Origin of the sequence: Clostridium neuense, assembly GCF_045310695.1 — a bacterium.
GTDB lineage: Bacteria > Bacillota > Clostridia > Clostridiales > Clostridiaceae > Clostridium_S > Clostridium_S neuense.
Window position 1 is genome coordinate 172699 of the sequence record NZ_JBJIAA010000008.1, and the last position, 19007, is coordinate 191705.

General features: G+C 32.2%; 17 protein-coding genes. 8 read left to right on the forward strand and 9 right to left on the reverse strand.

The features are described from left to right. Positions 1–3: 3 nt before the first annotated feature. From ACJDT4_RS11235 to ACJDT4_RS11250, 4 genes are read right to left on the reverse strand one after another with little or no spacing between them, the layout of a single operon-like run. Positions 4–759, reverse strand: coding sequence for an ABC transporter permease (locus ACJDT4_RS11235; protein ID WP_406787660.1), 756 nt, complete (start codon positions 757–759; stop codon positions 4–6). A 15-nt stretch (positions 760–774) separates the two neighbouring features. After that, positions 775–1704 (reverse strand): ABC transporter ATP-binding protein, encoded by a 930-nt coding sequence (locus ACJDT4_RS11240; RefSeq protein ID WP_406787661.1) that lies wholly within the window; start codon positions 1702–1704, stop codon positions 775–777. A gap of 2 nt (positions 1705–1706) precedes the next feature. After that, positions 1707–2165: a GyrI-like domain-containing protein gene (locus ACJDT4_RS11245; protein WP_406787662.1), complete on the reverse strand. Its 459-nt coding sequence runs from the start codon at positions 2163–2165 to the stop codon at positions 1707–1709. Beyond that, the gene (locus tag ACJDT4_RS11250) at positions 2166–3035 is read right to left on the reverse strand and encodes an AraC family transcriptional regulator (RefSeq protein WP_406787663.1); all 870 of its coding nucleotides are present in this window, start codon (positions 3033–3035) and stop codon (positions 2166–2168) included. A gap of 173 nt (positions 3036–3208) precedes the next feature. On the opposite strand from ACJDT4_RS11250, the gene ACJDT4_RS11255 reads away from it, so the two are divergent. Beyond that, positions 3209–3400, forward strand: coding sequence for a hypothetical protein (locus tag ACJDT4_RS11255; RefSeq protein ID WP_406787664.1), 192 nt, complete (start codon positions 3209–3211; stop codon positions 3398–3400). 48 nt (positions 3401–3448) lie between these two features. On the opposite strand, the gene ACJDT4_RS11260 is transcribed toward ACJDT4_RS11255, so the two are convergent. Then, entirely contained in the window at positions 3449–4117 is a 669-nt protein-coding gene (locus tag ACJDT4_RS11260) for a phenylalanine--tRNA ligase beta subunit-related protein (protein WP_406787665.1), read from the reverse strand. Positions 4118–4495: 378 nt separating this feature from the next. Here ACJDT4_RS11260 and ACJDT4_RS11265 point away from each other — a divergent pair, with 378 nt between their 5' ends. Beyond that, complete coding sequence (locus tag ACJDT4_RS11265; protein WP_406787666.1) at positions 4496–6184, forward strand: carbon starvation CstA family protein; 1689 nt, start codon at positions 4496–4498, stop codon at positions 6182–6184. 179 nt (positions 6185–6363) lie between these two features. On the opposite strand, the gene ACJDT4_RS11270 is transcribed toward ACJDT4_RS11265, so the two are convergent. Beyond that, a complete protein-coding gene (locus ACJDT4_RS11270) occupies positions 6364–7548 on the reverse strand; it encodes an MFS transporter (RefSeq protein ID WP_406787667.1) in 1185 nt (394 codons plus the stop codon). A 243-nt stretch (positions 7549–7791) separates the two neighbouring features. Between ACJDT4_RS11270 and ACJDT4_RS11275 the strand changes: the two genes are divergently transcribed. The 6 genes from ACJDT4_RS11275 to ACJDT4_RS11300 all read left to right on the forward strand — a co-directional run bounded on the left by ACJDT4_RS11275 (position 7792) and on the right by ACJDT4_RS11300 (position 14509). Beyond that, entirely contained in the window at positions 7792–8373 is a 582-nt protein-coding gene (locus ACJDT4_RS11275; RefSeq protein WP_406787668.1) for a TetR/AcrR family transcriptional regulator, read from the forward strand. A 22-nt stretch (positions 8374–8395) separates the two neighbouring features. Beyond that, positions 8396–9058: a class I SAM-dependent methyltransferase gene (locus tag ACJDT4_RS11280; protein WP_406787669.1), complete on the forward strand. Its 663-nt coding sequence runs from the start codon at positions 8396–8398 to the stop codon at positions 9056–9058. Positions 9059–9372: 314 nt separating this feature from the next. Then, positions 9373–10131 (forward strand): DeoR/GlpR family DNA-binding transcription regulator, encoded by a 759-nt coding sequence (locus tag ACJDT4_RS11285; protein ID WP_406787670.1) that lies wholly within the window; start codon positions 9373–9375, stop codon positions 10129–10131. Between the two features lie 760 nt (positions 10132–10891). Next, positions 10892–11701: a Cof-type HAD-IIB family hydrolase gene (locus tag ACJDT4_RS11290; RefSeq protein WP_406787671.1), complete on the forward strand. Its 810-nt coding sequence runs from the start codon at positions 10892–10894 to the stop codon at positions 11699–11701. Between the two features lie 137 nt (positions 11702–11838). Next, positions 11839–13731, forward strand: coding sequence for a molecular chaperone HtpG (gene htpG / locus ACJDT4_RS11295; protein ID WP_406787672.1), 1893 nt, complete (start codon positions 11839–11841; stop codon positions 13729–13731). Positions 13732–13909: 178 nt separating this feature from the next. Continuing rightward, positions 13910–14509 carry a nitroreductase family protein gene (locus ACJDT4_RS11300; RefSeq protein ID WP_406787673.1) on the forward strand — a complete coding sequence of 200 codons (600 nt, stop codon included), beginning with the start codon at positions 13910–13912 and terminating at the stop codon, positions 14507–14509. A gap of 73 nt (positions 14510–14582) precedes the next feature. On the opposite strand, the gene ACJDT4_RS11305 is transcribed toward ACJDT4_RS11300, so the two are convergent. The 3 genes from ACJDT4_RS11305 to ACJDT4_RS11315 form a co-directional block, all read right to left on the reverse strand. Beyond that, on the reverse strand, positions 14583–16121 hold the full coding sequence (locus tag ACJDT4_RS11305; RefSeq protein WP_406787674.1) for a histidine kinase N-terminal 7TM domain-containing diguanylate cyclase: 1539 nt from the start codon (positions 16119–16121) through the stop codon (positions 14583–14585). 12 nt (positions 16122–16133) lie between these two features. Continuing rightward, a complete protein-coding gene (locus tag ACJDT4_RS11310; RefSeq protein WP_406787675.1) occupies positions 16134–17117 on the reverse strand; it encodes a Gfo/Idh/MocA family protein in 984 nt (327 codons plus the stop codon). Positions 17118–17632: 515 nt separating this feature from the next. Beyond that, the gene (locus ACJDT4_RS11315; RefSeq protein ID WP_406787676.1) at positions 17633–18730 is read right to left on the reverse strand and encodes a DUF5667 domain-containing protein; all 1098 of its coding nucleotides are present in this window, start codon (positions 18728–18730) and stop codon (positions 17633–17635) included. Positions 18731–19007 lie beyond the last annotated feature (277 nt).

A 19007-nucleotide genomic window follows, 5' to 3' on the forward strand; every position in this document is an offset into this window, starting at 1 on the left:
TTGTTACTTCACTGTTTCGCTTTCTAGTTTCCAAAGCGCTAATGCAAAGCTTCCAAAGCAAAGTAATATAAATAGGCTCATTACAAGTAGTAGGTTTTGCCAATCAATTGAGGTTCCCAAAATCAAAGCTCTAAGGGAGTTTATAATGTGTGTGAAGGGATTTATCATTATGGCAAATTTAAGTCCACCGGAGATATTTTTCATTGGAAATAATGCCGTGCTGGCAAAAAATAAAGACAGCACAATTAGATTCATGATTGTTTCATAAATTATTTCGTTTGGTAGAATTAAGCTAATGGCGAAGCATAGCCCAGACATAAAAAAGGCTGTGATAAAAATAAGTGGCAGCATCATGATTAGTCCCACAAATCCAGTTGAAATATGCACGGATAAAAATATAGATAAAACAAGCATAATAGCTGACTCAATTAATGATATACAAACTGCTTCTAGCGTTTGGCCTAGAACAATAGAGCTTCGTTTTATAGGGGCTATGAGTATCCTGTAAAAACTTCCTTTGGATTTCATAATAAAATTAATATAACCGCTACTGCTGCAGCACGCAAGTGTAACGAGTACCATAATGCCAGGTAAAATAAAGGAAGTATAGTTACCTCTTGATATGCTCTGCATGGATTGCCCTGCTATTGCACTATATAGTATTAGCCAAATGAGAGGTTGTATAATGGTAAGGAGAATTGAAATAGGATTTTGGAAGCGCCACTTTATGCTGCGCCATAAAATATTTAGTGTAGCCATGTAATTTACCTTCCTTCAATTAGTTAATTTTAAGAACACGTCCTCAAGGCTTGGTTCTATAATTTCAATTGCCTTAAAAGGAATCTTCTTTTCCAAAAGCCATCTGTTAACAGTTTCAAAAGTTTTTTGGTTCTCCAAGGCATCGATGAAAATTGAGGATTCTCGGATATTTATAGATGGAAGGATATTTGCTTTGGAGAACATTTCAGCACATTCTCTAGTTTTCTTTTTATCAGAAAAGCCAATACGCAAAATATTTTGTTTGGTATATTTCTTTAAGCTTTCAGGAGTTCCTTGAACTAGTTCATGCCCTTCTTTCATAATGCAAATTGTATTGCTGAGTGCGTCTGCCTCCTCAAGATAATGTGTGGTTAGAAAAATTGTGGTTTTAAACTCATCTCGAATTTTTTGCATGATTTTCCACATAGCATTCCTAGAGGCAATGTCCATACCAACGGTTGGCTCATCTAAAAACAGTATTCTAGGCATAGATACCATATTCATTGCAATATCCAATCGACGTTTTATACCTCCGGAATAAGAGGCAACAGGGTATTTTAAATACTGTGATAATCCAAAGCTGTCAATTAGTGAATTTATCCTTTTTCGTGCTGTAACATTATCCACCTTGTAAAGCCTGCTTTGAAACAGCATATTTTCCATAAGTGATAGATGATCATCAATGGAAACACGCTGTGCGGCACAGGAAATTTGTGTACGAATCCAGAAAATGGACTTACATAGATTCTTTCCAAGCACGGTTACATTCCCTGAAGTGGGTTTGTAAAAGGTGGTAAGAATATTGATAAGCGTAGATTTGCCTGCACCATTTGGACCAAGTAAAGAAAATATTTCTCCGCAGTTTACCTTTAAGCTTAAATTGTCAAGGGCTCTTACGCCATTTTTATATTGCTTAAACAATTTATCAACTTCAATTGCCAGCATTTTTACTCCTCCTCTTTTATGGGAAATAGTATTTCTGTAATATACTTGCTCGAATTTCCCTTAAAAAACATTCCTGGTCCTTTTATATATACTTCACGAAAAGGAGGCTCTAGGTGTAGATCCTTTTCTTTAGCATAGCGGTTAATTGCCTCATATGCATAGTTCATAGTTTCATAAGGACCAACATGAGTAGCCGAAACAGCTTTTATCCGGGGCATTTCTTTTATGGCAATACCATTTTCTGTCGGTGTTTCGGAGGTGGGAACGCACAGTTCTAGTTCACCAATTTTTGATTTTGAATCCATTACATAGTAGCAGAAAAATGGAGCTCCGTTCGCTTTGCCGCCAATGGATTTAAACACGCTTGGAAATACTTTATTTGCATCTGTGACCACTCCTTTGTATTTCATGAAGGCAATTCTAATAGGTTCAACATCTTTAACTTGAATTTCATAATCCATTTATTTTTCACTTCTTTCTTTATTTATTGCAATCCAGACTTCTGCATGCCCGCTACTAGCTCCAGCTGCATCAGTAGGGTAAACTTCTACATCTGGAAGCTGTGCATACTCGTAGTCTGAAGTAGGAAGCCATTCTGTAAGGAAACGCTTAAATATAGATTGAACGGACTCTTTAAAATGGCCATTACTTTCAAATATCACCCATGTGGCAGCAGGTATTTCAAATTCAACCATACCTTTAGGGACAGGTTTGTTTGTTGGAGCTGCTATATAATAATAAATATCTTTAGGCCCTTTGTAAGCTGTTATACCTAAAATACCATATGGTTCTTTATTTATAAGACCGCAGATGTCCTTAAATACCTTGCTATTAAGGGTTTTATTCCAAAATACTGGAACAATTTTTTGATTTTCCTCCATATCCTCCTCAAGTGAAGTCCTAACTCCAACAATTCGCATTGCTTTTTTCGATTCAATTCTATAGCTCATATCATTACCTCCTATAACTGAAATTGAAAAGCGGATAGGTGGATAGGCATTTAGCAAGGTTCCTTCAGTACGGGCAGCAGTTGGAGATACACCATGGACACTTTGAAATGCTCGATTAAAAGCCGTGGGAGATTTGTAACCATACTTTAAAGCTATATCCATTACCCTCATATTACTTTTTTGCAAATCAAAAGCTGCTGCTGTCATGCGCCTTTTTCGTATATATTCAGATAGAGATATACCTGAAATGTAAGAAAACATGCGCTCAAAATAATAAGTTGAGCAGCAGGCGATTTTTGCAGCTTCATCATAGGAAATATCATTTGCTAAATTGTTTTCTATATAGTCAATTGCCCGGCTTATATGTTTTAACCATTCCACTTTTACCACCTCTTTCTTGAGAAAAGTTTAGCACAATATAAATTATTAATCCTCTCTTTTGATGTTCAGTTTTGTGAAATTTAATTTAACTGCAATTTTGTGGAAGCGTATTACATATGTGTTATAATTGTCTTTAGATAAATTTCGAATATTACGGTAAAGGGGGAAAGGGAATGAAGGATATCATTATTATTTTAGGAATAGTAATTGGGTTTTTACTAATTAAAATAGGTAAAATGAAGGCAGTGAATAAGTTGCAAACTGTAGGGGCATTAGTAATTGTGGTTTGCTTTGTTGTAGCTGCCCCTGATTTCATAAAGGATGCTATAAGTGGATTTATGGATGGTATAAATAGTGGTATGTAATATTTTAGATACTGTATAATCAGTTGACAATGGACAATTGTCAACTGATTAAAATATTTTCAGCAAATCAACTTTTGCATCAGGGGAAAATATAGAAACATAGTTACTAATATCTTTTAGATGGCTTAGAATAGCGTCGTCACTAATTCCGGATGGGATGTAGGTGTAGAATAATGCATTCTTTGTATCGGTAGAAATTTTTGTCCTGTAATCAGGACCGTTTAAAATGCTTGATATAATAGAAGTTCCATCTGAAAGCATCATATCGTTTTTGGCAAGAGTTTGTTCCTTATGAGAGATGCCAGTAAAACTTTCAGAGCCATCTGCCAAGCTGAGCTTAAGCGGGAAATTTATTTTATCAAAATCATGTCCAGCGGTTAAGAGTAAATTTTTTAATTCAGCTGTGAACATGGCTTCAACCAATGTAGATACGTTTGGTATTGACTTGCCTTTTAAAACTACGGATTCCAATTCAAGCTGAACTGGGTAGGTCTTTTTAAACTTTTTATAATAATTTCTGTAAAAGCAGACCGGTTCAGTTTTAATAAACTCCTTTCTATTAAAGTTTGGATATCTATTCAATAATTCATTTTGCACTGAAGCTTTAATCTCGTTGAATTTTGGATTGCTGTGTAAATTTCGTACATTCTTTATGATAAGTATTCCCAATTTAGCGGCTGGATAAAGTTCTTTTAAATCTTCTGATATTGTTAGCAAGCATCTCACTCCTTAAAATTTTATGTAATATTATGGCTATTATTTTATAATATTATCACATATAAAGTTATTTATATAGTTTTAATTTGATTTAAAGTTGCGGGTTATTATTGATAAAAATAGTATTTTGTAACCAACAATGCCAATAAAAATAATATTATTATAGCAAGTGTATACGTTACAATTTATATATATGAAAAAATTATAGCCATAAATTAATGACTTATTAATAATAGAATGAAGTTGTAGACAATAATCCATAAAAGAGGTAAGAATATTATAATAATAGAAATGAATGAGTATAAAAGATATTAAATTGATTGGGGCGAATTTGATTTAATATCAAAACATTCATTAATAAGAAGGGGGATCTTATAAATGAACGGACTTTTGATGATAGGAATCGCTATTGTGGTTCTTGGAGGAGCCTATATTATCTACGGTAGGTGGCTGGCGAATAAATGGGGCATTGATATTAAAGCTAAGACACCTGCCTATGTAAAAGAGGATGGAGTAGATTATATTCCAACACCTAAAGCAGTAGTTTTTGCACATCAATTTTCATCTATTGCAGGAGCGGGACCTGTAACTGGACCAATTATTGCAGCAATGTTTGGATGGCTTCCAGCACTTCTATGGATTCTTGTTGGAGGGGTTTTCTTTGGAGCAGTTCACGATTTTGGAGCACTTTATGCTTCTGTCAAGAATGAAGGAAAATCCATTGGATGCATCATAGAACAGTATATTGGAAGAACCGGAAAGAAATTATTCTTATTATTTTCCTGGATATTTTCTGCATTAGTTATTGCAGCTTTTGCAGATATAGTTACCAGCACTTTTAATGGTTTTACAGCTACTGGAGCAAAAAGCACACCTAATGCTGCTGCAGCTTCAATATCAATGCTATACATCGTAGTTGCTTTGCTATTTGGATTATTTGTTCGCTATAAAAAGCCAAGTCAAGGACTTGAGTTTGTTATGGGTATTATTCTTTTATTAGTAATGTTAGCAGTTGGCATTTCTTTTCCACTGTATTTTAGTAAAAATTTTTGGACTGTAGTTGTATTTGCATACATTTTTCTTGCATCTATAACGCCTATGTGGCTTTTAATGCAGCCAAGAGATTATTTAAGTTCCTTTTTACTTATAGGAATGATTATTGGTGCGGTACTTGGAGTTATTGTGGCTAGACCATCAATGAATCTTCCAGCATTTACTGGCTTTGTAGTAAATGGAAAGCTGCTTTTTCCAACGCTATTTGTAACTATTGCTTGTGGAGCTGTATCTGGTTTTCATAGCTTGGTTTCATCGGGAACTTCTTCAAAACAGGTACAAAATGAAAAGGATATGCTTACCATTGGATTTGGAGCAATGCTAGTAGAATCTTTACTTGCTGTTGTAGCGCTTGTTGCAGTAGGTTCGCTTGCAGTAGGTGGGAAAATGCCAAAGGGAACACCATTTTCACTCTTTGCTTCTTCTGTAGCTGGTTTCCTTGGAATTTTAGGAATTCCAAAGCACATTGCAGTGTGTGTAATGACTATGTTCGTTTCTGCACTTGCCCTAACAACCTTGGATTCGGTTGCCCGTATTGGTCGTATGTCTTTTCAGGAATTTTTCATAGATGAGAATACTGATAAAAGCAAGCTGTCACCTTTTATGAAGCTAGTTACTAATAACTATTTCTCTACTATTGTTACTCTAGCAATAGGACTTGCACTTTCCTTTGGAGGTTACAACAATGTTTGGCCTTTGTTTGGATCAGCAAATCAGCTTCTTTCTGCACTTGTTTTAATAGCACTTTCAGTATTTCTTAAAACTACTGGACGTAAGGGTTTTATGCTTTGGGCACCAATGTGCATTATGCTTGCGGTCACCTTTACAGCATTGGTTCAGGCAATTCTTGGTATTGTAAAAAAGTTATCAGCTGGAAACTTTGTATTCTTAACTGATGGACTTCAACTTATATTTGCTGTTTTACTTGGGGCGCTTGGTATTATGGTAGCTGTATCTTGTTTTAAAAAGCTTGCTTCTAAAGAGGAGCTTAAGGCTCAGAAATTGGAAGCGTAAAAATCCATAGTTTTCATATAAATAAATATAAACCGTTTGAAACTTCAAAATTAATTTGTATCAAAGTGCCATTTCCTGGACATTATGATGCAAGTTGATTTTGGAAGTTGAAACGGTTTATCTATAGCAGGTAGTTTTTTGTAAAAGAAAAACTGCCTGCTGTTTTATATGTGTTAAAATTATTTTGCAGTTTTATGCACAATAACTGCTATAATTTGAGTTGCTATCCCAAAGATACAAACTCCGTACCATCCAAAGTGTGAGTAGCTATAAGATCCTAGAAAAGAGCCAAATGCTCCGCCTAAAAAAAAGCTTACCATATATACAGTATTAAGTCTGTTGCGCATTTCTTCATTTAAAGACTGCACTCTGGTTTGATTAGAAACATTTCCAGATTGAACTCCTAAATCAAGCAATATAACTCCTAAAATAAGTCCCCATACTTTAAATCCAAATATAAGGAAGAATATATAAGAAATTATTATAACAACTAAGCATATGCCTATAACAAATCTAGGACCTTTCTTATCAGCTGCTTTTCCAACTAAAGGAGCTGCCAAAGCACCACTAACGCCAACTAATCCAAATAAACCCACTGCTTGGGGTCCCATGTTGTAATGAGAACTTCCAAGTAAAAATGTAAGTGATGTCCAAAATGCACTGAAGGCTGCAAATATCATAGCTCCATTAATAGAAGCTTCTCTTAAGACGGGTTCCTTTTTTATTAAGTGAAACATTGATTTTAATAACTCAGTATATTTAATGTTGGAAACAGGTTTACTTACTGGTATTAATTTTCTTAAAGCTATCATAAGAATTAGCATAATGACTGCTGCAATAATATATACTATTCTCCATCCAAAGTATCCACCCAAAATACCGCTAAATGTACGCGATACTAATATACCAATTAATAAACCACTCATTACTGTGCCTATTATTTTACCTCGCTCTTTTGGAGCCGATAACTGAGCAGCTAAAGGGATAATAAGCTGCGGAATAATTGAAGTAAATCCAATTGCAAAAGAAGAGATTATAACCATAAATATATTATGAGAAAAAAACATACTTGTAAGAGAGAATATTGAAAATAAAAGCATTATAGTTATTAAATTTCTTTTTTCTTTTATATAGCCAAGGGGTAATATAAATATCATTCCAGCTGCATATCCTATTTGCGTAAGCATTGCTGCAAAGCCTACACTAGTTTCATTGACATTAAATGTTTTAGCTATATCCGCTAGCAAGGGCTGTATATAATATAAATTTGCTACAGTAAGACCACAAGCTATAGCCATAACCATAATTAATAAATTATTTAGTGCAGGTTTATTTTTTGCAAAATCATTACTTAAGTTTTCCATAATTTCCACTCCTTTAATAAATACTAAACGTTCAGTTTATAATTATATAATATACTAAACGTTCAGTATTGTAAAGAAGAATTTTTTAATATATAATATACGTATATGGATAAACCGTTTTAACTATTGAAATTGCAAGTCCCAAGTTTGTATGGATAAGTTTGGTATTGGTAATTTAAATCTTTCATGCTGTTTATCTATAGTTTTAAAGTTCATTTATAATAATGTAAGGAGATATACATAATGGATAAAAAATTAGGGCGTCCTCGCAGTGAAAAAACAAAAACAGATATTCTTACTGCTTCATATGATTTATTAATTCAAAATGGATTTGGAGCAGTAACCGTTGAAAAAATTGCTGAAAAAGCTGGAGTTAGCAAAGCTACTATTTATAAATGGTGGCCCAATAAAGCTGCTGTTGTTATGGATGGTTTCTTAAATGCGACTACGGAGAAGCTTCCAATACCTGATACAGGTTCAACTATTGATGATATGCTTATTCAAGTCAGTAATTTTGTAGAATTTTTAATGAGTAAAAAAGGAAATGTAATTACTGAAATAATAGCTGAAGGACAGTTTGATCAAAATTTAGCTGATATATATCGTAAAGCATATTTTAAGCCTCGCCGAGATATTTCAAAGCAAATTTTAGAACGTGGGATTTCAAGAGGGGAATTAAGAAAGGATTTGGATATAGAGTTAGTTATTGATTTAATTTGGGGACCCGTATTTTATAGATTATTAATAACTGGAGAAGTACTTGATGATATTTTTATAAAGAAATTGATAGACTATGCATTTGAAGGAATTAAACCGAACTTTTAGGAAATTAAAGGGGAGAAAACTTATGGTTGAATCAAAAGCCTGGGACTGGAGTAAAAATGAAAGTAATAAATGGTTAAATCCTTCATTAGAATCTTGTTATTTAGCTGAATCATGGAAGTCAAAGGGATTTAAGAAGTTCCTTGATTTAGGATGTGGGTTGGGAAGACATTCAATCTATTTTGCACAGAAAGGCTATGAAGTCAGTTCTGTAGATCTATCCGATTATGGTATAAATCATTTAAAAAATTGGGCAGATAAGGAGAAACTAAATATAACAACATATGTATGTGATATGGACCATTTACCATTTAACGATAGCGCATTTGATTGTATAATTGCGTATAACGTAATATATCATACGGATATTGAAGGATTTATTAAGTCACTTCACGAAATAAGCAGGGTATTGAAAGATAAAGGAGAATTATTTATTACTCTGCTTTCAAAAAATAGTTTGGCGTATCAAAATGCTGATAAAAATAAACATATTGATGGCAATACCATATTGAGAGATGAGGATGATACAGAACGAAATGTTCCACATCTTTATATTGACATAAATGATATAAAAAAATTTTTTGTTGAATTTAATTTAATCAATGATACTGTTGAACAAATAAATTATGATATAGAAGGCAATGAGAGAATGTCTAGGCATTTCAATTTAATTGTTAGAAAAAAATAGTTTTTTAAATATCATTTCAGAATATCATAATACATTCCTTTAAATTTAGATAAAAAATGTATTCTTTTTAATAAATGTGATAGAGCAAAATAAAGATGCGTTACTGAGCATTGTAATCAGCTTAATAATACGTTTTGGAATTTATATATAACCAGTTACTTTCTGAGAGCTACTGGTTACTTTTTTATATCTAAATATAATTCAAAGAAAATACAATTTTTACATCTTACTTTGGATAGGAATAAAAATATAATTACTTATAAATATTGATTTATTACTTAAAAATACTTATAATAAAATTATGAGGTGATTATATGTATCAGGAAGAGAGACTTCTTAATATATTAGAGTATTTAAACAAGAACGGCAGTATGTCTGTGCACACTATTTGTGAAATGTTTGAGGTATCTAGAGATACAGCAAGGCGTGATATTGTAGAGCTCATAAAGCAAGGGGCAGCCGTAAGAAGCCGAGGCGGCATTAGTCTTCCAGTTTTAAAAAACACAATTAAAAACTACAGGGAAAGACTTGAAGCATATTCTGATGAGAAAAAGAATATTGCAAAAAGGGCACTGGAATTTATTGAAGAAGGCAAACATTATTTTTTTGATGTTTCTACTACAGTAAGTTTTCTTGCCCAATATGTAAATAAAGAAATTACAGTATTTACTCATTCTCTTGATAACATTGAAATACTTTCTCAAAAAAAGGATGTACACATATATTCAACAGGAGGAAGTCTCAATAAAAACAATAGATTTTTTTATAGTCCTGACTGTTTGAATTACATTAGTGGAATAAAATTTGACACAGCATTTTTGGGGGCAGCAGCCATAACAGAAGAAGGCATTTTTTATGCTGATGAAGAAGATGCTTACATTAAAAGGGGGGTCTCACAAAATGCATCTAAGGTAATAATTCTTGCGGACCTTGAAAAATTTAATAAAGTAAGCTATTTTAAAGGACTAAATTGGGATGAAGTAGACATGTTTATAACAGATACTATGCCAACGGATAAGTTTATTCGTATTATGGAAGAAAAAGGAATTCAACTTGTTACTATAGATAAATAAGCTTAAAGATTGAAATTGATAATACCAAGTGCATTTCGATAAACTGGAAATTGTGAAGTAATAATGCTTCGTCGCGTTAAAAAAATCCTATAAATCTAAGGTTCAAAAATCATAAAACACTAAGATATTTCAATAACTCGCATACGCTCAGACAGATTGAAATATCTAAGCATTTTACAATTTTTGAACCAAGATTTATTAGAATTTTTTTAAATCGTTCCTTCAGTATTGTTGCTTCACTCCCACGGTAGTACAAGGGAAAAATTCCTCCGTACCTACGGAATTTTGGCGTAAATCTTTATAGTACATTATTTGAACATTTTATCACTATTTTTGTCCTAAAATCTCGTTGCTATGGTATTTTTCGTAGAGAATCGGATTATAGAATGTACATAATATTTCGTTCAAGAAGGATAATGGGCAAAGCCCAAACCTCATATATGTGTATATTCCTTGCATTTAGGCCTAAGCGAAGTAATGTTGATTTGTGATGGTTTAAATAGAGCTTTATAAATCTTAGATGATAAATCGTAAAAGTCTTAGAGAATTTAATCTGTTTGAGCGACAGCGAGTAAACGCACACGGGGTATGGGCTTTGCCCATTATCCTTCTATACCGTAAGTAAGCACTCGTTTTAAATCACCACTTGATTTATTAGCTTTATTTAATATCCCAAATCAATATCACCTCGCTAAATTCCAGTTTGAAGTTCTTTATTTTATAATGAGGATATTTATTTTGATAGATGGGGGTATTTAAAGTGAGTAAATTTAAAATGATATGTTTGGATATTGACGGTACGCTATTAAATTCAAATAACGAGATTACTAAAGGGATAAAGAAAGCAATTAAAACTGCGGTAGATCAAAAAGGTATTCCTGTAATCCTGGTTTCGGCTAGAATGCCAAAGGGGATAATATTTTTGTTGAAGGAGCTTGAAATAGAAGCACCGATTATTTGCTATAGTGGTGCTTTGATTTTAGATAAGAATAGAAAAATTCTATCTAAGAGAAATATAGACGCTTTAGATATTAAGAAAGTTTATAGCTATGCTAAGGAATTTGGTATACATGTTAGCTTGTACAAGGATGATGAATGGTATATAGAAAAAATGGATGAGTGGGCTAGGCAGGAAAGTGAGATAACCAATATAACTCCAACCATAGTTAAATTCAATGATTCAATTGAAAAATGGAAGGGGGAGGGCTCTGGAGCAAATAAAATCTTGTGTATGGCAGCTCCTAATAAAATAAAACTATTAAAGGAAAAGCTTAAAATAGATAGTTTAAACATATATCCTTCAAAGTCAACCTATCTTGAAATTATGCCGAAGGAAGCTTCAAAGACGTCTGCAATAGAAATTCTTAGAGAAAAATTTAATATAAAGCAGAGTGAAATACTTGCAGCTGGTGATAATTATAATGATATAGATATGATAGAATATGCAGGTCTTGGAGTTGCAATGGGAAATGCACCAGATGAGGTTAAGAGGTGTGCGGATTTTGTGACTTTAAGTAATGATGAAGATGGAGTGGCAGAAGTTATAAAAAAGTTTTGTCTGGATAATTAAATAAATTCTAAAAACATATTGACAAAGAAGAAATAATTGCTAAAATAAAATTAGCACTCAGTTATATAGAGTGCTAACAAAATATTGACTTAAAAATTTATTGATAATATATACAATCTACGAAAGGAAATGATATCATGGCAACAAAACAGTTTAAGGCAGAGTCAAAAAGACTCCTTGATTTAATGATTAATTCTATCTACACAAATAAAGAGATATTTTTAAGAGAACTCATATCAAACGCAAGTGATGCAATTGATAAGAGCTATTATCGTTCACTTGTAGATGAAAATGTAACTTTCAATAAAGAGGACTTTTACATTAGGATTACAGCAGACAAGGAAAAAAGGACCCTCACAATAACTGATACTGGTATAGGAATGACAAAGGACGAACTTGAAAATAACCTTGGAACTATAGCAAAAAGTGGCTCGTTAGCCTTCAAAAATGAAAATGAGGCAAAAGAGGGAGTAGATATCATAGGACAATTTGGAGTTGGATTCTATTCAGCTTTCATGGTATCAGAGGATGTAGTTGTAAAGAGCCGTTCTATAAATTCTGATGAAGCCTATAAATGGGAATCAAAGGGCGTAGAAGGCTATGAAATTGAAGAATGCGAAAAAAATGAAGTTGGAACTGAAATAACACTTAAAATAAAGGCAAATACTGAAGACGAAAACTATGATAAATATTTAGAAGAGTATACACTAAAAGAATTAATTAAAAAGTATTCTGATTTTATAAAATATCCAATAAAAATGATGGTGAAAAAGAGCAGAGTAAAAGCTGGAATGGAAGACAAAGAAGATAAAGATAAGGAATATGAGGATTACTTTGAAGATGAAACTTTAAACAGTATGGTTCCAATCTGGAGAAAGAACAAGAATGAATTAAAGCAGGAAGACTATGACCAATTTTATATGGATAAGCATTTTGGATGGGAAAAACCTTTAAAGACAATTCATTCAAGTGTTGAAGGTGCAGTAAGCTATACAACACTTTTGTTTGTACCAGCTAAAGCTCCTTTTGATTTCTATACAAAGGAATTCAAAAAAGGTCTAGAGCTTTATTCAAACGGTGTACTTATAATGGAAAAATGCGAGGATTTACTTCCAGATTACTTTGCATTTGTTCAAGGTTTAGTTGATTCTGCTGATCTTTCTTTAAATATTTCAAGAGAACTTTTACAGCATGATAGACAGCTCAAATTTATTGCAAAGAAGATAAAAGAAAAAATTAAAAATGAACTTTTATCAATGCTTAAAAAAGACCGTGAAAACTATGAAAAGTTCTACGAAAGCTTCGGAAGACAGCTTAAATATGGAGTTTATTCTGATTTTGGAAGCAATAAAGATGTACTTCAAGACTTACTTTTATTCTATTCTTCAACAGAAAAGAAGCTTGTAAGCCTTGATGAGTATGTTACACGTATGAAAGAGGATCAGAAGTTTATATACTATGCAGCTGGTGAAAATATAGATAAAATTGATAAGTTACCACAAACAGAGCTTGTTAAGGATAAGGGCTATGAAATATTATACTTCACTGATGATGTAGATGAATTTGCAATTAAAATGCTAATGAAATACAAGGAAAAGGAATTTAAATCTGTTTCAAGCAAAGACTTGGGCTTTGAGGCTGATGAAAAAGAAAGCAAGAAGGAAACAGAAGAAAATAAAGAACTATTTGATTTCATGAAGGATACACTTAAAGACAAGGTTAAGGAAGTTAGAGCATCAAATAGATTAAAAACTCATCCAGTTTGTCTATCAAATGATGGTGAATTATCTATAGAAATGGAAAAAGTGCTTAAAATGATGTCAGACAGCCAGAATGTTAAGGCAGACAAGATTTTAGAGATAAATACAAATCACGAAATGTTTGCTGCCATAAAGAAGGCCTTTGAAGAAGATAAAGATAAATTAAAGATGTATTCAAATCTTCTATATAATCAAGCATTACTTATAGAAGGACTTCCGGTAGAAGATCCTGTACAATTTGCTAATGATGTATGTCAATTAATTAAATAATCTTACCAATGTAAAAAATGGTTTCTGCAAAAGGATTTAGCAGAAACTATTTTTTTACTAAGTTTAATTTTTATTAATTGATTATAATTATTACTTGACATTATATATTGATAGATGTAGTATATAATCATAGTTACTAAAAATTAGTTTGTTACAAAAATAAATTGAGGTGAGATAAATGTCAAAAGATTTTTATGAGGTTCTAGAAAATAGAAGGACAATATATGGAATAGGTAAAGAAAGTACAATTTCCGATGAAAGAATTAAGGAGATAGTTAATCTTGCGGTTAAGTATACCCCATCTTCTTTTAATTCACAAAGCTCTAGGGTTCTGGTATTATTCGGTGGAGAGCATGATAAGGTTTGGGATATTACTAAGGAAGAACTTAGAAAAATAGTTCCAGAAGAAAATTTTCAAAATACGGAGAAAAAGATAAACTCTTTTAAAAATGGTCATGGAACTATATTGTTTTTTGAAGATCAGAGTGTTGTTAAATCATTTCAAGAAAAATTTGAACTTTATAAAGATAATTTCCCTATATGGTCAGAACAGGCTTCTGGAATGCTTCAAATAAACATATGGAATGCGCTTTCCGGAGAAGGTCTAGGGGTATCCCTTCAGCATTATAATCCTTTAATTGATGATAAGGTTAGGCAGCAGTGGAAGATACCTAATGAGTGGAAGCTTATAGCGGAAATGCCGTTTGGTAAACCTATTTCAGGGCCACAGCACAAGGACTTTTTACCTTTAGAGGGTAGAGTTAAATTTTATAAATAAATTATTCATAAACCGGAAGCCAACTCAATGCACAATTAAGGAGGATTTACCTTCTTGTGTATTGAGTTGGCTTCTAAAACTCAATTCTATTTCTTCCATTTTCTTTTGCTTTATACAAAAAGTCATCAGCTATTTTTATAAGCTCGTTAATATCATCTTCCTTAAATTCTGCTAAGCCGATACTTGTAGTAACTCTCAAATTTTTATATTCAAATTCACAAGCTTCAATTTTTTCTCTAATTTCATTGCACAGTTTAGCTGCCGCCTCAAGTGCCATACCTGGCATTATGATAAGAAATTCTTCTCCGCCAAATCTTCCTATTTTTATATTGCCTTTAGCTTGAGATTTGATTATCTTAGATACTTTCTTTAAAACTTCATCGCCAACCAAATGACCATACTTATCATTGATTTTCTTGAAAAAGTCAATGTCCATAATTCCAATAGTGAGAGTTTTCTTGGTTACTGCAACGGCATTGATTTCGTCGCTTAATAGCCTGGTAATATGCTTCTTATTATACAAGGAGGTTAATCCATCCATTATAGACTCTTTGTAAAGCTTGGCATTCAATTTTTTTAATCTATTTTGAACTTTAGTAAGCTGAGTTATATCCTGAAGCAGCAGTAAGTAGCCAATTATCTCACTGCTATTAGATTTGATAGCCTTTATAGAACCATAATAATAAATCTCTCTTCCGTAAAGATTGCGCTTAAATTGAACCTTTAAGGGATTATTCTGTAAACTTGAGAAATCATAGTTTGAAATTTCACTGCTTATTTTTTTAATTGGTTTTCCTAATATATTGGAAGAAGTAGTGTTAAATGCATTAAGAGCTTTTTTATTTATATCGATTATCTTCTTATTGATATCCATTACTATCATAAGCTCGTCCATATCTTCAAAAACATACTCTCTTGCAATAGGAACAATATTCATAAAGCCATATTGTATTACAGCAAAACCTGTTATTAGTACTGAAAATAGAAAAGAAACAGGTGTAAAATCTATTCCGTTAGCAAGCTGCATACTAAGTGTTGAAATTATATTGCTGAAAATTGGAAAACTTATACCTATGATAATACCAATTGCCTGCTTTCTAGCAAAATAACCCTTGGAGAGGGTTGCTCTTAATAAAATTGCCATATTAATTATGTTTATTAAATAATTATATGCAGTGTCAACCCAGAACCAATCTCCAAGTTTCTTAGTAAGAATATTAAAACCATTCTTTAATTCTATGTTAAAATCATATGCAAATAGGTTGCTGTAGGGATTACTTAAAATGATAACAGCTGCAATTGTAGGAATAATAAAAAACACTATTTTAGAGTATTTAGGAAATTCACCTTTCTCCGTAAATTCTGAGGTTGCTATTAACCAAAGTACTGGTATATAAACAATAATCACATATTTAATGGAGAAAAGTAGTATTTTGGTTTTTAAATTATGATTTAATAATTCTGCAGCATAAATTCCATTCCACATGGCAACTAATAAAATACTTAAAGCAATTATTTTTCTTCCAGTCACACCTAAATTGCTCCATAAAAACTTGAAGCATGCTAAAAATATGAATGCTGAGATTATTAAAATAGCTATATATGGCTGCACGGGTTACCTCCTTTAAAGGTCTGCTGGAAATACTATACCTGTTTGCCTTCTTATATTTTCTATAATTTCTGCTGCGGTAATTGATTGAAAATGGGAATTAACACTTGATTCTAGTGTGCCATTTTTTATATCATCTATAAAGCCTTTAATTTCATAGTACATTGCTTCTTTTTTTTGAGGTACAGATATATCTTCTGTACTTCCATTCCTGTACACTATTGAAACTTTATTAACAGGATTTATTCTATCAAAAACTATAGAACCATCTTCTCCTTGTATTTCATTTTGAATATAGGAATTTGATATCTTTGAATATATAACAACGCCTTCCATGTCAGCATAGGACAAAATTGCACTTCCTTCACCATCTACTCCAGATTCAAGCTTCAAAGAGGAAGCACTTACTTTATTCGGTTTGCCAAAGATATTAACTAAAGGCTGTATGCAGTAAGTTCCTATATCCATAACGGCTCCATTTGAGAGCTCTGGTTTAAAGGCGTTTAAAATTTCTCCTTTTTTGTAGGCATCATATCTTGATGAGTACTGGCAGTAACTTATTAAACACTTTCTTATCTTTCCAATCTTATGTAAATTATCTTTAATGGCTTTAAAATTAGGTAAAAATGTTACCTTCATAGCTTCCATCAAAAGTACCTTGTTATCTTTTGCTGCCTTAATCATGGCATTAGCTTCTTTTACATTTGAAGCCATTGCTTTTTCACATAAAACATGTTTTTTATTGTTTAAAAATATTATTGACTGTGCTGCATGAAGTGAATTGGGGCTTGCTATATAAACAGCATCTATAAGGCTGCTTTTAGCCATTTCCTCTAGATCTGTGAATACATTTTTTACACCATATTTATCTGCAAAAGCTTTTCCTTTTTCATATTTTCTTGAATATACCGCATTAAACTTAAAGTCCGGTATTAAATGTGCACTTTCTAAAAATTGATCTGTAATTTTACTTGTACCTATTATTCCAAAGTTTATCATAACTATCACCTTACTATACTTTATAATTATATTTATTCTTACCTATTATAATTATAATTTATTATATATTCAATACAAAGACTTTTTATTTGGTGTTATTGTAAATATATTGTGAAGTAACATTAAAAAGAATCCACAAATCTAATATGGAAAAATCATGAATCCCTAAAATATTTTAATAAATTTCTATCGGTCAGACAGATTAAAATATGCAGGTATTTTGTGATTCTTCTAATAAGATTTATTGGATTCTTTTTAAATCATTTCTTCAGAATATTCCTTCGCTGTTCCTACTGTATTTTTGTAGGGAGCTGGATTATAGAAAGTGAATAACATTTTATTCTAGAATCACATGAGCGTATGATCGAACTCCAATATGCGTATATACAGTGTATTTTCGTTTAGTGAAGTAATAGCATTGAAGAAATAGTTTAAATAAAGTTTTAATGTTTTAAATAGTTTATTTTTTAAAAGTTTTTGCTAATAGGTTCTGATTCGGTATTGTAAAAGTTTAATTATTTATTATGGTTCTTTTTATCAGCGTTTTTTGCATTACCATTATTTGCTTTATTATTTTTCGCTTTGTCATTGTTGTTTTTATTAGTTGATTCAGTAGTTACTGTTTCTGCTTTAATAGTTGCTGGAGCAGTAACTGTTGCTGGGGCAGTAACTTTAGAAGTAGTATCTGTAACTGCTGCAGGTGCGCTTTCTGCAGGTGCAGTGTCAGTTGTCGCAGTGTTTGTACTTTCGTCAGTAGTTCCAGCTGCAGGGGCAGTGGTAGTAGTGCTTCCTGTGCTAGTAGTGTTTTCGTCAGTATCAGTAGATGTATCTTTATCTTCAGTAGTAGTGGTAGTATTTTTCTTATGTCCATTTCCTAACTTTGTGTTTTTAATAACTTCACTTTTGTTTTTTCTAGCAGTATCAAGTGCAGTTTTCTTTTCTGCTAGTACAGTATTAGCAGCATTTAAGTCAGCTGTAGCCTTTTCTATTGCAGCAGCATCTCCCGACTTTGTAGCATCGTCTAAGGCTTTTTTAGCAGTATTAACAGCTTTCTTAGCAGTGTTAAGCTCGTGTATTGCAGTTACCATTTGCTTTACAGCCTCTTTTTTAGCGGTCTGCATTTCTGCTGCAGCAGCAACCTTTTGAGCTGCATTCTGAGGAAGCTTGTCTTTTAAAGCGTTAAGTGTATCTGCTGAATTTGTATTGAAGTTTTCAGCATCCTTTACTACTTCATCAACCTTTGCAGCTTCATCTCCTGATGTACTGCTGTCAGTTAGAATGGAGTTTATTTCTGTTGAAGTTTGATCTGCTAAAGCTTTTAGGCTATCTAATGTTTCTACTCCTAGATCCACTTTTTTGTCATCTATTAATGTTTGAATTTCTCCTAATCTTTCTCTTTCAATTTGAAGAAGCTTTTCTACCTTGTCTGAAGGCGAGCTGGCTAACTTTATTGATAAGTTATCTAGAGCTTGATCTAGTGAATAAAATATACTTCCAGGTGTTATGCCTGCATAAGATTTGTAGTTATCAGTAGTATTTTCTGCTGCAAATGCAGATACTGATAATGACATTGTAAAAAATAGAGATAATCCTAAAATAAATTTTCTTTTCATAATTATTTCCCCCTTTGTGATTTTCAATGTTATTTACGATATCAATGGTTAATTTGGAGGGGGAATTTAAAAAAATATAAATAGGCAACCTGAAAGATTTGAATTCCCCCCTCAAATTTATGGGAGAGTTCGTAATTAAATATATATATATATATAACTTTAAGACTTAAAATTACCCAAAGATTAAAGAGTGCGGACTAGAGAGTACAGTGAAAACTATATATTTAGCAAGCTAGTTATGAACATCTGCTGGATATCACAAGATCCCCCCAGTATT